Raw genomic sequence first — 14,701 nt, forward strand, 5'->3', positions numbered from 1 at the left:
GTACGCCACACCCTCGACCTCGACATAGTCGGACTTCCTACTTTATGGTGTCCACAGGTCTGCAATGCAGGGAAGTACGGCCACTGGCGCGAGCCGGGAGGCCGGAGCCGTCGTAGATCCGGGAGTCGGGATACCGGCCGCAGGCGTGTCGTGTTCGTCCTGCCTGCGCGAAAGACGCCGACCCGCCACACCCTCGGCGCTAGTCGTTCGTACTCCCCTGCCCGGCCACCGATCGTGGTCCTCGGGCGGCTTCCGGTACGGACCGGAGAAGATCGTCCGCGACCTGCGGGTGCGCCAGATCCTGGAAGGGACCATGAAATCATGCGCGTGATCATTTCGCGCCGGATGCTGCAGGAGGCTTCGTGAACGACGTCCAGTTCCTCGTCCACAGTGGAATCGGCCGGATCACCCTGAACCGGCCGCGAGCGCTGAACTCGCTGAACCACGACATGGTGCTCGCCATCACCGAGCACCTCGAAGCCTGGCGTTCCGACGCGGGGGTCCGTGCCGTGCTGATCGACGGCGCCGGTGACCGCGGGCTCTGCGCGGGCGGCGACATCCGGGCCATCTACGAAGACGCGCGCGGCGGCGGCACCGCGTCGCTGCGCTTCTGGGCCGACGAGTACCGGCTGAACGCGCTGATCTCGCGCTACCCCAAGCCCTACCTCGCGCTCATGGACGGACTCGTCATGGGTGGCGGGGTCGGCGTCTCCGCGCACGGCAGCCACCGGATCGTCACCGAACGCTCCCGCGTCGGCATGCCGGAGGTCGGCATCGGCTTCATCCCCGACGTCGGCGGCACCTACCTGCTGTCCCGCGCCCCCGGCGAACTCGGCACACACATCGCCCTCACCGCGGGCTCCATCACCGGACCCGACGCGATCCACTGTGGACTCGCCGACCACTTCGTGCCCAGCGAACGGATCCCGGACCTGCTCGACGCGCTCACGTCGCGCACCCCGGACGCCGCACTGGACCTGTTCGCCGAGCCCGCACCGGCCAGCGGTCTGGCAGCCGACGCGGAATGGATCGACCACTGCTACGCGGCGGACACGGTCGAGGAGATCCTGACCCGGCTCCGCGCCGGAGGCGACGCGGCGGCCACCACCGCCAAGGAGATCGAGGCGAAGTCGCCCACCTCGCTGAAGGTGACCCTGCGGGCTCTCCGCGCCGCCGCCGCGCTGCCCGACCTGGAAGCCGTGCTGGCGCAGGAGTTCCGCGTCTCGACTCGCGCGCTCTCCTCCGCCGAGTTCGCCGAGGGCATCCGGGCGCAGATCATCGACAAGGACCGCTCGCCCCAGTGGGCTCCGGTGACACTGTCCGAAGTGGACGAGTCGTTGGTCGATTCCTACTTCGCTGACCTCGGCGACGCCGAATGGAATGAAGTGGCCCGATGACGATCGTTTTCTCCGGACTCGGCAACATGGGCGGCCCCATGGCCGCCAACCTGGTCGCATCCGGTGAGACCGTCCACGGCTACGACCCGGCTCCCGCCGCTCACTCCACCGACGTGACCAGGTTCGACAGCGCGAGCGCGGCCGTCGCGGCGGCGGACGTCGTCGTCACGATGCTGCCCAGCGGCAAGCACGTCGCCGACGCTCGGCAAGCGGCCGAACTGGTCACCACGGCCGGTCACCACGGCCGGCGACGCGCCCGTGTCCAGCGGTGTGGTCGGCGCCGAAGCCGGAACGCTGACGTTGGCGTCTCGATGATCGCTGTCTCCGAGGCGTTCGCCCTCGGCGAGGAACTCGGCCTCACCCACCAGGCCCTCTTCGGTGTCGCCTCGACCGCGTCCGGCCAGTAAGGAGGGCATGGCCGCGTTCACCGAGAAACGTGAGCCGAAGTTCCTTCACTCCTGACCGGTGAGCACCCGGTAGAGCGGTCGCAGCAGGGCGGTGACCGAGGTTCCGTCCACTGTGGCCTTGAGCGGCGGGACCTCGTCCAGCAGTCCCAGCGGGTCCCCGGCCGGTGGTCGTCGCGTGTTCGTGACGTCCCCGGCTGGGCCCCAGCCGAAGAAGTCGTCCATGACCTCGTCGAGGGCGGGTGTTCCGGCATCGGCCGATGGCGCCGTGACGCGTGCGCCCGCCTGACGTCCGATGTCTTCGAGCAACGTCGTGCGCTCGCGCCCGCGAAGCGCGAAGATCGAGAACGGTTCTGTCTCGGCTTCTTGCTCGAGTGCGATCAGCCCTGCGACAAGGTGGTCGCAGGGAACGCGGGTGCCCGGACACGTGCAATCCAGCGACAGTTCCCATGCTGCCTCGGGGAACAGCGGCACCTGCTCCGCGGCGAAGAAGCGTTCGACATCCTCGGGGACCCGCCCGTCGAGCAGGGTCGCCGTCGTGGCCTCCTCCGCGACGATGGCGGCTGTGACCGCCGTCCACACCTGCTTGCCGAACGTCGGCAGACCGATGCGGACCTCGTAGAACCGTTGGCGCGTCACCCGGACCTCGGCGACGGCCGCGCCGGGTCCGATCGTGAGGGTGTCGACCCGGCAAGGCGGTACAAGTCCTTTGTGGACGCCGAGTTCGTCCAGTGCCCGGCGGAATCCGTCAGTCATCGGCCGCCTCCCGGCCCAGTGCGAAGACCTCGCGCAGCGAATCGGTGGACAGTTCCGTGAGCCAGTCCTCCCCGTCGGTGACGACGAGCCCGGCCAGCGCTTCCTTCTTGGTGATGACGGCGTCGATGCGTTCCTCGATGGTGCCGGGGCAGACGAACTTCCGCACCTGGACGCTCCGCCGCTGGCCGATGCGGAAGGCGCGGTCGGTGGCCTGTTCCTCGACCGCCGGATTCCACCACCGGTCCAGATGCAGGACGTGGGTGGCCGCGGTGAGCGTCAGTCCCGCTCCCCCGGTCTTCAGCGACGCGAGCAGGATCGGCGGGCCGTCGCCCGACTGGAAGTGTTCGACGATCGAGTCGCGGCGCTGCTGGGACAACCCGCCGTGCAGGAAGGCGATCTTCGCGTTCAGCCGGTGCGAAAGGTGCGGCACGAGCAGGTGCCCGAACTCGGCGAACTGCGTGAAGCACAGCGCGCGGTCGCCCGACTCCAGGATCTCCGCGAGGAGTTCTTCGAGCCGGTTGACCTTGCCGGATCGGACTCCGATCGGCGAACCGTCGTGCAGCAGATGTGCGGGATGGTTGCAGATCTGCTTGAGCTTGGTGATCGCGGCCAGGATGTTGCCGCGCCGTTTGACCCCGGCGCTGTCGGCGATCCTGGTCATCATCTCGTCCACGGTCGCGCGGTACAGCGTCACCTGCTCGCGAGTGAGGCGGTATTCCTGGAGTATCTCGATCTTCTCGGGCAGGTCGGCCAGCACGGTCGGGTCGGTTTTGAGGCGGCGCAACAGGAACGGCCGGGTCAGCCGGCGCAGTTCGGTGGCCGCGGTCAGATCGCCCCGGCGCTCGATGGGCACCTCGAAGCGCTCACGGAACTCCTGCCTGCCACCGAGGACGCCGGGGTTGAGCAGATCCGACAGCGACCATAGATCAGCGAGCCGGTTCTCCACCGGCGTCCCGGTCAGCGCGACCCGATGGCCGGCGGGGATTCGGCGCAAAGCCTGTGCCGGGCCGGTGTTCTGGTTCTTGACCGCCTGCGCCTCGTCGAGCACGAGCCGGTGCCACCGGGTGCCCGCGAGTTCGTCGGCATCGCGGGCGGCGGTCGAGTAAGTGGTGACGACGAGATCCGCGCCTTCGATACGCGCGGCCAGCCCGGCCCCGTGCGCTCGGTCAGCGCCGTGGTGGATATGGACACGCAGCTCTGGCGCGAACTTCGCCGCTTCGCGCTGCCACGTCCCGAGCAACGACATCGGGCAGACGAGCAGTGTCGGTCCGGCGTCGTCGCGCGCCCGCTCGATCGCTTCGAGCGCGAGCAACTGGACGGTCTTGCCGAGTCCCATGTCGTCGGCGAGGCAGGCGCCGAGGCCGATCGACGTCATGAACGCAAGCCAGGCGACACCCCGGCTCTGGTACGGCCGCAGGGTCGCCAGGAAGGTCGGCGGTGGCTCGACCGGTTCGATGGTCTTCTGGATCCGCCCGGCGAGGAAATCGTCGATCCAGCCGTCGGTGGTGACCTCGGTGACCGGCAACGGCGCTTCGAAGCCACCGCGGAGCAGGGCCAGCAGGTCCGCTGGGGTGGGCAGTGGCGGTTTCTCCCGGTCCGGGTCGCGGCGCAGGTAGTCGAGACCGGCGCGCAGCAGTTCGGGGTCGACGCTCACCCACCGTCCGCGCAGCCGCACCAGCGACGACTTCGCGGCGGCGAGCCCGGCCAGCTCTTCGTCGGTCAGCGCGTCCTCGCCGACCGCGAGCGCCCAGCGGTAGGAGGCGAGCTGATGGCGGCCGAGGCGATGCACGGCGGCCTGGTCGACGGGCGCGCCGCGGACGGACAGCTTGAGCGCGAGCTTCCGCCTGCCACCCCAGCTCGCCGGGAGCTGGACGTCGAAACCGGCCGCGACCAGCTGTTCCGCCCCGCCGTCGAGGAATTCCACGGTTTCGGCGACGGTGAGGTCGTAGAGACCCGGCTTGTCGGCTTGGACCGCCGGAGCCAGCAATGGCAGCACTCCCGCGGCTCGCTCCAGCTCAGCGGCGAAAAGGCCTTCGGGGTCGGTGAACTTCGCGCCCACCTTGCCGGACCAGACGTCCTCCGCGGGAAGGAGAAGGCTCGGGTCGGCCGTGGAGCGCAGGAGGAAACGCAGCTGCCACTTGGTTCCGTCGCCGGTCTGGTCGTCGGGGTCGTCGACCGGGCCGTACAGGGTGGGGACCTCGTCGAGCCGGAGGCAGACGGTGCCCTCGGTGAGGTCGGTGTCGCCGACGGCGTCCCAGGCCGCGATGCCCTCGGCGACGATCCCCATCCGCCCCGGCGCCTGGCTGATCCGGTCGTCGGCGGTCTTGAGCGCGTGGAGCCACGATCCGAACGGACCTTCGCGCCCGTCGCTTTCCGTGGCGTGGCCGGCGGCGGCCAAACGCTCGCGGACGGCGGTGTCGACGAGAGTGCGGAGCGCGTCGGTGACGAGCGCCGCCGGGTCCGGTCTGGTTTGTTCGGCCCGGCCGACCGGCGGGGTGGCCGCGATCAGCGCCTGAAGCGCGACCGCGTCGCCACCGCGCGCCACCGGCCGCCAGCGCGCTCGCGCCACGATCTCGTTCCGCACGAGGGTGGGCAGCACCCGGCCGCGGCGCACGAGGTCGTCCGCCAGCCGGACGATGGCGCGGAGATGGCGGACGGAAGTGCCGTAGCTGACCGTGTCGGCGAGGTCCCCCAGTTCGGTGGGGTCGATCAGGAGCGCCGGTACCGACCAGGGCTCCAGCGACAGTTCCTGCTGAGGACGGCCGCGAGCACCCAGTTCGGGCGAAGCGACCGGGCCGCCGCGCCGGGACGGCAGCAGCAGCGTGGCCGACGCGGGTTTGCCAGGGTGCAGCGCGGTCAGATCCGCCACCGACGCCGCGAACGGATGCGGCCGGGCCGACATCGACGGCCGCATCGACGTCGTCGCGGGGCGGTCGCCGTGTTCACCCCAAAGCACGATCCCGCGGCCCGGGGACCACAGGCCGTGCACGACGAGCGGCGGCATGCTCCTCCTTCGATGTCTGTGCTCCCCAGCATGCCCGTGCCCGGTCAGCGTCCGATCAGCGCGTCACCGGATAGGCTCGCCCCGGTGGAGGCCTCCCGTGTTCTGGACGCGATCGATCCGCGCGAGGCGCTGACCGTCCTCGGCCCTTCGAAGGGTAAGAACCGAGGCGGGCAGGCCATCGAAACCGAGACGGCCTGGTCGGAGGCGATGCTTCGCGCGCGGGCCGATGTCCTGGCCAGGTCCAAGGTCGACGACGGCGGGCTGCGACCGGCGTGGCTCCGTTACAACGGGAACTTCTACCGGAATGTGGGCAGCGCACTGGGCGAGGCCGCCGCGAACGGGCGGGCGCTGATCCTCAGCGGCGGCTACGGAATCCTGCGCGCCGACGAGCCGATCTCCTACTACGACCGGAAACTCCGGATCGGCGACTGGCCGTCCGGCATGCTCGAACACACGATCATCGACGAAGCCCGCCGCGTCAGTGCCCAGAAAGTGGTGACGTTCGTGTCCGCGAGCGCCGACTACGCGAAGCTCGTCCGGCGAGTTCCCTGGAGTGGAACGGGACTCGGCGCCGTGCTGGTGACGATCGACTTCCACGGCGGCGGCGCGCAGGTCGAGGTGCCGAAGCGGCTGGCCAAGGCGTTCAGCGCGTGGTGGCGCGGGTCGCCGTCGGACTATCCGGCGAGCATGGTCGCGGAGGTACTGGCCTAAGGAACGCACGGGCAGGTCCGCACTACAGCGGATCGCGCTCCCGGCCGTCCCGCAGCAGAGAAGCCGACGCCGCGATCCTCGACGTGGCACTGGACCTGCTGATCGCCGCCCTCGAAGCCGCCTACGGCAATCCGCCTCGGACACCGGAAATCGCCGACCGCGAGCAACTGCTGTCCGGCTGGTCGACCGTCGTCGCCGATCCGCGGCAACGGCGACTCCTCCGGCGCGATCGAGGATCAGCCAGAACTCGCCCGCACCTATCAGGACCTTTTCGGACGGCATCGTGATCAGGCAGCACCTGGCCACCCGCCCGGACACCTGCACCACCGCGGAGACCGAGGACTACCTCCGAGCCGTGCTCCGCCAAGCCGACTATCGACCATTGCCAAAGACCACGTTCACCATCTCTACGCGATCCGCCTGCCCGACCTGCAAGGGCTCGTCGGCGACCTGTTCACCCAGCCTGGGCTGATCCTGCTGCTCGGCGCGATGATGCTCGCGGTGATCGGGCTGCTGCTGACCTACGCCGGCTGGTTCAGACCCGTTCGCTAGCGCTCACGGCCACTGCGCTTCGGACAGCACCCGCGCGGCCTTGAGGAACGCCTTGCGGTCGGCGGCGGACAGCTGGTCGAGCAGTCGTTCCTCCTGCTCCTGGATCCGCGTCTGAGTGGACCGCCGCGCGGCGCGGCCGGCGTCGGTGATCCCCAGCAGGCGGACCCGGCGGTCTGTCGGATCCGGCTCGCGGGTGATCAGGCCGTCCTCCTGGAGTTTGTCGAGGGTGCCGATGATCCGGGTCTTGTCCGCGCCGATCGCCTTGGCGAGCGCGGCCTGTGTGCGGACAGGACTGCCGTCGAGCGCGTTCAGCACCACGTAACCCCACATGGTCAACCCGTGTTCGGCCAGCACCGGCGTCTCGGCGTCCATCAGCCGTCGCATCAGTCCGCCGAGCATCGCCGCGAGATCCGGCCTCCTCTGCTCCGCCATGCGCAGACCATACCGAGCGATCTCACGAAACCGGTTGACGAACTCGTACGCGCATGTAGATGATATGCATATGCCTATCAATGAACTTCGCATGCTCGACGCCATCGCGGTCCGGGCCAGCCTCGACCTCGTCTCCCAGATCACCCCCAGCGACCTGGAAAAACCGACCCCTTGCACCGCCTGGACCCTGCACGGCCTCCTCGCACACATGGCCACCCAGCACTACGGCTTCGCCGCCTCGGCCAACGGAGAGAGCCACCTCGACCACTGGCGCCTGATCCCCTTGGGCGAAGACCCCGTCGCCACCTACCGCGACTCGGTCAACCGAGTCCTGAACGCCTTCGTGCCCCACGACCTCGAATCCCGCAAGTTCTCCCTTCCCGAGTTCTCCACCGAGATCACCTTCACCGCGGAACAGGCCCTGGGCTTCCATTTCGTGGACTACCTGGTGCACTCCTGGGACGTCGCCAAGACGCTCGGCCTGCCGCTCGAGTTCCAGCGAGAGGTACTCGACGCCGGGCTGCGGTTCGCCAAGGAGATCCCGAACGGACAGAGCCGGAAGGCACCGGGTGCCGCGTTCGGCCCGGCCGTCGAAGAGAAGGGACCGTCCGATTTGGACACGATCGTCGCGCTGCTCGGCCGATCCCCCTCCTGGCCGGACGCTAAGCCCCAGGCTTGACCGGCACCACCTCGATCACCCGGGCGGTGACCAGTTCCGGTTTCTCCAGGGACAGTCCGTGAGTGGCCTTCGGTACGACCTCGACGCGAAGGTGCGGGCTCAGTGATTCGAGCCGGGCCGCCACCTCACGGGCGTTGTGGATGACACTGCGTTCGGCGACGACGAGCGCTGAAAAGCAGTGGCCGCACGGTGCGCCACACGTCATCGGAAGATCTCACCGAGACTCCACCAGATGAAACTCCGGCCGATCACCCCGAATCCCGCTGCCTCGAAGGTGATCACTCCGGCGATCCGGTCGGTCGCCGGGGAAGCGAGGTCCAGATCGCGTACTTCGCCGTCGACGTCACCCGCGGAAGCCAGGATCCCGACCAGGAGCCACTGCTGCCTCATCTGATCCGCGCAGTCACCGAACTACTCCGGAAAGCCCAGGCGAAGGGCGACATCCCAGCCCACCTAGACCCGAGCCTGGAGGCCGACGCGCTCGCGACGATGTCCGCCGGCCTCGTCACCGCGATCATGGTCGACGCCTACACCACGGAACGCGCGGCGGAGATCGTCGACTACCGGCTCGACCAGCTCTTCACCGCCTGACGATCAACGCCTCGATGCCGTCGAGGATGCGACCGAGGCCGAACTCGACGTCGTCGTCCTCGATGCCTTCTTCGCCGTATGCCTCGCCGGAGATCACCGCGGCGACGCGCGGATAGCCGCGCCCCTCGAGGTGCGGTCGCAAGAACTCGCTCAGCGCCTGGACGCGCTCGGGAGCGCTCGCGTTCACGTCGCGCAGGAGAGTCGCGGTGCTGCGCACCCAGCCGTCGACCAGCACGACGCAGCCCATCACGTCACGGGTACTGAGCCCCGTGCCGTCCATCCCCTCCAGGAAGTTCTCCAGCCAGCCCAGCAAGTTCGGCGTACTCGGCGCGGTGCGCACCGGCAGGTCGATCAGCCACGGGTGGCGGCGGCTGCGGTCGAGGAGCGCGCGAGCCCAGGCGGTGACGGCGGCGCGCCAGGCACCGGATGACAGCTTCGGCGGCGGTCCCCAGGCCGCCTCGGCGACGAGGACGAGAAGTTCTTCCTTGGAGCTCAGGTAGCGATAGAGCGCGTTCGCGGTGATGCCGAGGCGCTTGGCGATCGACGGCATGGACAGGGCCGCGTAGCCCTCCGCGTCGGCCTGCGCGATGGCCGCGTCGACGATCTGATCGAGGCTGTATCCCGGTTTCGGCCCCCGCCGGGGCGCCGGGGCGTATCCCCAAGCCAGGGCGGTGCCCGGTGGCAGCAACTCGATCTTGGCGTCGTCCATCGGGGCATTGTTGCACCCAAAACCGGTAAAGGCATACACTGTTCATGGCATACACAGTTATGACCGGATTTGGGGGCTCGACCATGACCGAACCGAACAGGCGGAACGTGCTCCGCGGAGCGGCCGCGCTGGCCATCGGCGGTGCCGCCGCGACCTACGGGAGCACCGGGTCCGCCTTCGCCGCGCAAAGTCCGGCGAACGCGGAGTACCCGTTCATCGAAGGCGCGTTCGCGCCGGTGAAGGAGGAGGTGACCGCGTTCGGGCTGCCGGTCACGGGCCGCATTCCGAGGGAGCTCTGCGGGCGGTACCTGCGCACCGGGCCGAACGTCCTCGGGCTCGAGGATCCGCGCGCGCACCACTGGATGCTGGGTGAGGGGATGGTGCACGGCGTCCGGCTCCGTGACGGGAAGGCCGAGTGGTATCGCAACCGCTGGGTGCGCTCGTCCGGTGTCGCGGCGAAACTGGGCGAACGGTACCCGTGGCCGGTGCCCTCGGATGACTTCGCGCCGAACACGCACGTGATCAGCCACCACGGCCGCATCCTCGCCCTGCAGGAGTCCGGCCCCCCGCCGTACGAACTCGACGACGAACTGAACACGTTGGGGCCGTTCGATTTCAGCGGTTCACTGGAGGGTTCCTACACCGCGCACACCAAGTTCGACGCCCACGCCGACGAACTGCACGCGGTGACCTACTACCCGACCTGGGACCACGTTCGGCATCTGATGATCGACCGGACCGGCCGCGTGGTGCGGACCACTCGGATCCCGGTCACCGACAGCCCGATGATGCATGACTTCGGGCTCACCAAGAACTACGTGGTCGTCTTCGATGTGCCCGTCACGTTCGATCCGCGGCCGGGGAAAGTGGTGCCTTACAAGTGGAACACCGAGCACCCGGCCAGGGTCGGGGTCATGAAGCGCGAGGGTGGGCCGCTGCGCTGGTTCGGGGTGGATCCGGTGTTCTACTCGCATACGCTCAACGCCTACGAACAGGGCTCCACGGTAGTGGTGGACCTGACCACGATGCCGGCGCCGTTCGAGGTGGCCGGTAAGCAGGGCTTCGGTGGCCCGTCGGCCTCCGGCCCGCCGGTACTGGAGCGCTGGACGATCGACCTGACACGGGGCCGTGTCCAGCGCCGCGTACTCGACGACCGGCCGCAAGAGTTCCCGCGGGTCAACGAAAGCCTGGTGTCACGACGGCACCGGTACGGCTACTCGGCTTCCCCCGGTGAACTCTTCGACGTCTACCTGGACAAGCCCGCCAACACCTTCGGCAACGCGCTGATCAAGCACGACCTCTCGAGCGCGCGTTCGGAGGTGCACCGCTTCGGCCGGGGCGCCGACGCGAGCGAAGCGGTCTTCGTGCCGTCCTCCCACAGTAAGTCCGAGGACGACGGTTACGCCCTCGCCTACGTCAACAACCCTGACCGCAACGCCTCGGATCTGGTGATCCTCGCGGCACAGGACTTCACCGCGAAACCCTTGGCACGCATCCACCTGCCCAGGCCCGTGCCGCTGGGCTTCCACGGCAGCTGGGTGGCGGACTGACGGTCCGGCGGTCGCCGGTCTCCCCGGCGACCGCCCTCGACATTCACACGCTGGCGAGCACCTCCTCCAGTGCCGCCGCGGAGTCCGGATACCGTTCGAGCAGCGCCAGGCCTGTCGGGGCGGTGCTCCCCCACAGTTCGTCGCAGCCCAGCAGGTTCGCCACCGCGTCGCAGGTCGCCGGATGCGCGGCCAGGAGTGGCAAGCCGCTCCCACCCGGCTTCCTCGATGCGGCAAGGGATTCCGGTTGGCTCTTCCAGGGCGGGACCCATGCGTCGAGCGCCGCGAGACGGCCGGGGAAGACCCGTCCGGCTTCGCGGACGAGCAGCGGAACGAGTTCCGCCCCGCGCGAGCGCAGCGTGGTGATCAACGTCGGCAGCCACGGCAGCAGCAACCTGTCCGGAAGCTCGGCGAAGGCGTTCGACACCGCCTCGACGACGAAGTCAGCCAGCCCCGGCGCCGGTTCCAGCGCATGGACGAAACCACTCAGGTAACGCGGATACGCGGGCAGCACCAACGGATTCGCCAGCAGACCGGCGCACCGCTCCCTCAGTTCCGCCCGGGAGAGCTGGCCGAGCTGTACCTGGGCCGCCCACAGCAGCGCCACCTTCGACGGCTCCTGCGGATGCGATCCGGCGATCGCCAGCTCCAGCTGGGTACGGTCGCACCCCAGCGACAGAGCGAGCGCCTCCATGCTGAACAGGAAGCCCAGCATCGCGGCGACCTGCTCGACACCGGCCTCCTCGTCGGTGAAGGCCGCCGGAAGCAGGGTGCAGTAATGCGCGTACCCCGCCTTGACGAAGTCCTCGATCCACCGGGGCAGTACCGGCTCGCTGGTCCGGTAATGCGCCAGCAGCCTTCGCACCCGCCGCAAGACCTCCGGCGCTCCGTCGACGGTGCGTTCGGTGGCCAGGACCTCCAGGGCACGCGTGCCCAGCTCCCCCGCCAGCCGGGTGCTGCGCAGATAGAGCGTCGCGTCCTCAACGGCTCCGAGCACCTTCGCCGCGGTGACCTGCGGGTGGTAAGCGGCCCGCCGGAGCCGTTGTTCCAGCACCTGTTCGATGCTGACACCCTCGTACCCCAGCTCGATGAGCGCCCGCTGGTGGGTGCCCAGCGCCAGATCCCATGACTCCTGGATCGGCCGTTCGCCGAGCCGCCGCTCCCCCATGATCGGTCGCACCGCGCCGTGCGGCATCAGGTACCGGAGCATCCACAACAGATCGGAGCAGGGTTCCAGCTCCGGCTTCGACGCGATGTCGAGCAGCGCCCGCTGCACACCGCGTTGCTGCAACTTGAGGTTCAGCGGTTCGAGCCTGTCGTGCACGTCGCGCGCCAGCGGCGGCAACGCGTCGTAGCCGACCTGGCCGATCCGGTCGCCGCCCATCATGATCTCGACGATGCGGCGCACGTCGCGCCTGCCCGGCACGACGTCCTTCTCGATGCAGGTGACCGCCGCGTCCTGGAAGTCGTACGGCGTGGGTTTCGCCCGATCGCGCAGGCCTGCCAGCAGAATCGAGGTCTCGAACACCGCGATGGCGTCGGCCGTCGACGACAGATACCCGTTGCGTCGCGCCGCCCGCACGACCTCGACCGACCAGCCCAGCAACTCGGCCTCGTCCAGCCGGTCCAGGACCGGAGGTCGTTGCAGGAAGCCGGAAAGATGATCCGACGACACCGGATCCGGCATGGGCGCGGACAGTTCCGCGGCCTTCTTTCGCTTCGGCCCGCCCACCTGCCCGTCCAGCTGGAACTGTTTGACCTTGGTGCGCTTGAGGTTCTTCGCCCATTCGGTCGCGGCGATCGACACCGATCCCCCGGCAAGGCCGAACTGCGCCTCGATCGACGCGTGGCTCGACGGGATCAGCCCGTACTGCCAACTGCTCGCGCTGCGCGGGCTGATCACGAATCCGTCCGTGTCCTCGACACCGAACTCCGCGACCCGGCTGGCCGCGTGGAACGCGCCGCAGACGTAGAGGCAGTCCGCGGGATCGGCGCCCGAAGCGGCAAGGTGTTCGCGCATCCGTGTCCACATATAGCGCTCGCGGTCCTCGTCCACCCGTACGCGGCGGGTGTCGCCGGGAGCGAGCCTGCGGAACAGGCTGCCGATCAGGAACATGACCTGGCGATAGGTGTCGTGGTCACCGTCGCCGAGCGGCAGTTCGACGTACTGGTGCCACCACTCCGACCAGTGCCGCACCCGCCCGTGACGCAGCAGGTGTTCCTCGAGTTCGGCGAAGCGAGGCCGCAGGTCACCGATCTCGACGCCGATCGCGTCACCGTGCAACGCAGCCTCTTCCTCGGCGGGCGGTGTATCCGAATCCGCTTGGGGCACGCGCTCGTCCCACTGGAAGACGTGGTCGGCCGAGCGATCGACGAGGACGAGTTCGACACCCGGGGTGTCGAGGGCGTACGCGATCGCCTGGTATTCGGCCGAAGCCTCGGTGATCGGCGCGACCACCGACAGCGGCGCCCACTCGGCGGGGAATCCCTTCACGTCCGTCGCGAAAGCCTGCACGGCCACCGGAAGACGGCAGTTGCGCAGCTCGGTCAGCAGCGGCGCCATGTCCTCGCACAGTTCGAGGTAGACCACCTTCGGCTGCTTCTCCCGCAGCCGCCGTGCCATCGCCACGGCCGAAGCCGGGGAATGGTGGCAGACCGGGAAGATCTCCAGTGGCTCCCGCACCGCGCGGTCGACGTCGTCGACGAGCCCGAGCAGGATGCCCTCCAGAGCACCGGGTCCGTCGGCGAAGGCGGCCGCGGCCTCCTGTAACTGGCCGCGCAGCGCCTCGAAGGCGCCGCTCACGAGAGCGTGGCGATCGCGTCGCGGCCGCCGTCGAGGAACTCCGGCCAGTCCCCGCCCTCGTCCTTGCTGCGCGGCTCGACGACGCCGTGCAGGTACTTGTTGAGGATCGCCAGGTCCTCCGGCTCACGACGGGCGAGCGAGCCGACGAGTGAGGACGCCAGCGCACGGGCCGTCAGCGCGCGTTCTCCGAAGAAGTTGCTGTGCAGTACCGCGTCTTCGAGAACGCCGATCTGTTCGGCGGTCGACAACGCGGACTCCAGCTTCTCGTCGTCGCTGCCCGCCGACGCCGCCGCGGCACGCAGGTCCCCGAAGCTGCGCAGGAGCACGTCGAGCAGTGTCGGCGGCACGTCCAGCTCGATCTGGTGGCGGCGCAGGAGTTCCTCGGTGCGGAAGCGGACGATCTCCGCCTCGCTCTTCTTGTTCGTCACCACCGGGATGCGGACGAAGTTGAACCGGCGCTTGAGCGCGGACGACAGGTCGTTGACGCCGCGGTCGCGGCTGTTGGCGGTGGCGATCACGGAGAAACCGGGCTTGGCGAAGACGATGCCGTCGCTGTCCAGTTCCGGGACCGAGATGTACTTCTCCGACAGGATCGAGATCAACGCGTCCTGCACGTCGCTGGTGGAACGGGTCAGTTCCTCGAAGCGGCCGATCGAGCCCGCCTCCATCGCGGTCATGATCGGCGACGGGATCATCGAGTCACGGGACTGGCCCTTGGCGATGACCATGGAGACGTTCCACGAGTACTTGATGTGGTCCTCGGTGGTACCGGCGGTCCCCTGCACGACGAGCGTGGAGTTGCGGGAAATCCCGGCGGCCAGGAGTTCGGCGAGCCAGCTCTTGCCGGTACCGGGGTCGCCGATGAGTAGCAGTCCTCGGTCGGAGGCGAGTGTGACGATGGCTCGCTCGACGATGCTCCGGTCGCCGAACCACTTCTGCGAGACCTCGCGGTCGAGGCCGTCGGAGCGCTCGGAACCGAGGACGAACAGGCGCAGCATCTTCGGGGACAGGCGCCAGGCGAACGGTTTGGGGCTGTCGTCGACCGACTCCAGCCAGTCCAGCTCTTCGGCGTATTTGAGTTCGGCAGGGGCGCGCAAGACGTCGGACATGTCGTGC

At 68.9% G+C, this 14,701-nt stretch carries 14 protein-coding genes; 6 read left to right on the forward strand and 8 right to left on the reverse strand.

The genetic code is table 11. The features are described from left to right. Positions 1-362 precede the first annotated feature (362 nt). Positions 363-1,397 carry an enoyl-CoA hydratase/isomerase family protein gene (locus ACLARN_RS27735; protein WP_409494400.1) on the forward strand — a complete coding sequence of 345 codons (1,035 nt, stop codon included), beginning with the start codon at positions 363-365 and terminating at the stop codon, positions 1,395-1,397. Next, the gene (locus tag ACLARN_RS27740) at positions 1,394-1,804 is read left to right on the forward strand and encodes an NAD(P)-binding domain-containing protein (RefSeq protein ID WP_409494401.1); all 411 of its coding nucleotides are present in this window, start codon (positions 1,394-1,396) and stop codon (positions 1,802-1,804) included. The genes ACLARN_RS27735 and ACLARN_RS27740 overlap by 4 nt, the downstream gene beginning before the upstream one ends. A 45-nt stretch (positions 1,805-1,849) precedes the next feature. Here ACLARN_RS27740 and ACLARN_RS27745 read toward each other — a convergent pair whose 3' ends face one another. Further along, positions 1,850-2,557, reverse strand: coding sequence for a hypothetical protein (locus tag ACLARN_RS27745; RefSeq protein ID WP_409494402.1), 708 nt, complete (start codon positions 2,555-2,557; stop codon positions 1,850-1,852). After that, the gene (locus ACLARN_RS27750; RefSeq protein WP_409494403.1) at positions 2,550-5,561 is read right to left on the reverse strand and encodes a DEAD/DEAH box helicase; all 3,012 of its coding nucleotides are present in this window, start codon (positions 5,559-5,561) and stop codon (positions 2,550-2,552) included. Before ACLARN_RS27750 ends, ACLARN_RS27745 begins: the two co-directional genes overlap by 8 nt. A 12-nt stretch (positions 5,562-5,573) precedes the next feature. Between ACLARN_RS27750 and ACLARN_RS27755 the strand changes: the two genes are divergently transcribed. Next, positions 5,574-6,272 carry a hypothetical protein gene (locus ACLARN_RS27755; protein WP_409494404.1) on the forward strand — a complete coding sequence of 233 codons (699 nt, stop codon included), beginning with the start codon at positions 5,574-5,576 and terminating at the stop codon, positions 6,270-6,272. A gap of 555 nt (positions 6,273-6,827) precedes the next feature. On the opposite strand, the gene ACLARN_RS27760 is transcribed toward ACLARN_RS27755, so the two are convergent. After that, positions 6,828-7,256, reverse strand: coding sequence for a MarR family winged helix-turn-helix transcriptional regulator (locus ACLARN_RS27760; RefSeq protein ID WP_409494405.1), 429 nt, complete (start codon positions 7,254-7,256; stop codon positions 6,828-6,830). A 70-nt stretch (positions 7,257-7,326) separates the two neighbouring features. Here ACLARN_RS27760 and ACLARN_RS27765 point away from each other — a divergent pair, with 70 nt between their 5' ends. Next, positions 7,327-7,935, forward strand: coding sequence for a TIGR03086 family metal-binding protein (locus tag ACLARN_RS27765; RefSeq protein WP_409494406.1), 609 nt, complete (start codon positions 7,327-7,329; stop codon positions 7,933-7,935). Here the strand turns inward: ACLARN_RS27765 and ACLARN_RS27770 are convergent. Further along, complete coding sequence (locus ACLARN_RS27770; RefSeq protein ID WP_409494407.1) at positions 7,919-8,140, reverse strand: alpha/beta fold hydrolase; 222 nt, start codon at positions 8,138-8,140, stop codon at positions 7,919-7,921. The genes ACLARN_RS27765 and ACLARN_RS27770 overlap by 17 nt on opposite strands. Then, the gene (locus ACLARN_RS27775) at positions 8,137-8,325 is read right to left on the reverse strand and encodes a hypothetical protein (protein WP_409494497.1); all 189 of its coding nucleotides are present in this window, start codon (positions 8,323-8,325) and stop codon (positions 8,137-8,139) included. Before ACLARN_RS27775 ends, ACLARN_RS27770 begins: the two co-directional genes overlap by 4 nt. Positions 8,326-8,376: 51 nt before the next feature. Here ACLARN_RS27775 and ACLARN_RS27780 point away from each other — a divergent pair, with 51 nt between their 5' ends. Continuing rightward, on the forward strand, positions 8,377-8,526 hold the full coding sequence (locus ACLARN_RS27780; protein ID WP_409494493.1) for a hypothetical protein: 150 nt from the start codon (positions 8,377-8,379) through the stop codon (positions 8,524-8,526). Here the strand turns inward: ACLARN_RS27780 and ACLARN_RS27785 are convergent. Continuing rightward, the gene (locus ACLARN_RS27785; protein WP_409494408.1) at positions 8,516-9,235 is read right to left on the reverse strand and encodes a TetR/AcrR family transcriptional regulator; all 720 of its coding nucleotides are present in this window, start codon (positions 9,233-9,235) and stop codon (positions 8,516-8,518) included. The two genes, ACLARN_RS27780 and ACLARN_RS27785, sit on opposite strands and share 11 nt — an antisense overlap. Positions 9,236-9,318: 83 nt before the next feature. Between ACLARN_RS27785 and ACLARN_RS27790 the strand changes: the two genes are divergently transcribed. Further along, entirely contained in the window at positions 9,319-10,785 is a 1,467-nt protein-coding gene (locus ACLARN_RS27790; RefSeq protein ID WP_409494409.1) for a carotenoid oxygenase family protein, read from the forward strand. Between the two features lie 43 nt (positions 10,786-10,828). On the opposite strand, the gene ACLARN_RS27795 is transcribed toward ACLARN_RS27790, so the two are convergent. Both ACLARN_RS27795 and ACLARN_RS27800 read right to left on the reverse strand, forming a co-directional pair. Next, positions 10,829-13,585, reverse strand: coding sequence for a DUF5682 family protein (locus ACLARN_RS27795; RefSeq protein ID WP_409494410.1), 2,757 nt, complete (start codon positions 13,583-13,585; stop codon positions 10,829-10,831). Next, the gene (locus ACLARN_RS27800; protein ID WP_409494411.1) at positions 13,582-14,694 is read right to left on the reverse strand and encodes an ATP-binding protein; all 1,113 of its coding nucleotides are present in this window, start codon (positions 14,692-14,694) and stop codon (positions 13,582-13,584) included. The genes ACLARN_RS27795 and ACLARN_RS27800 overlap by 4 nt, the downstream gene beginning before the upstream one ends. Positions 14,695-14,701 lie beyond the last annotated feature (7 nt).

Origin of the sequence: Amycolatopsis sp. cmx-11-12 (assembly GCF_046269425.1) — a bacterium.
In the GTDB taxonomy this organism is placed as follows: domain Bacteria; phylum Actinomycetota; class Actinomycetes; order Mycobacteriales; family Pseudonocardiaceae; genus Amycolatopsis.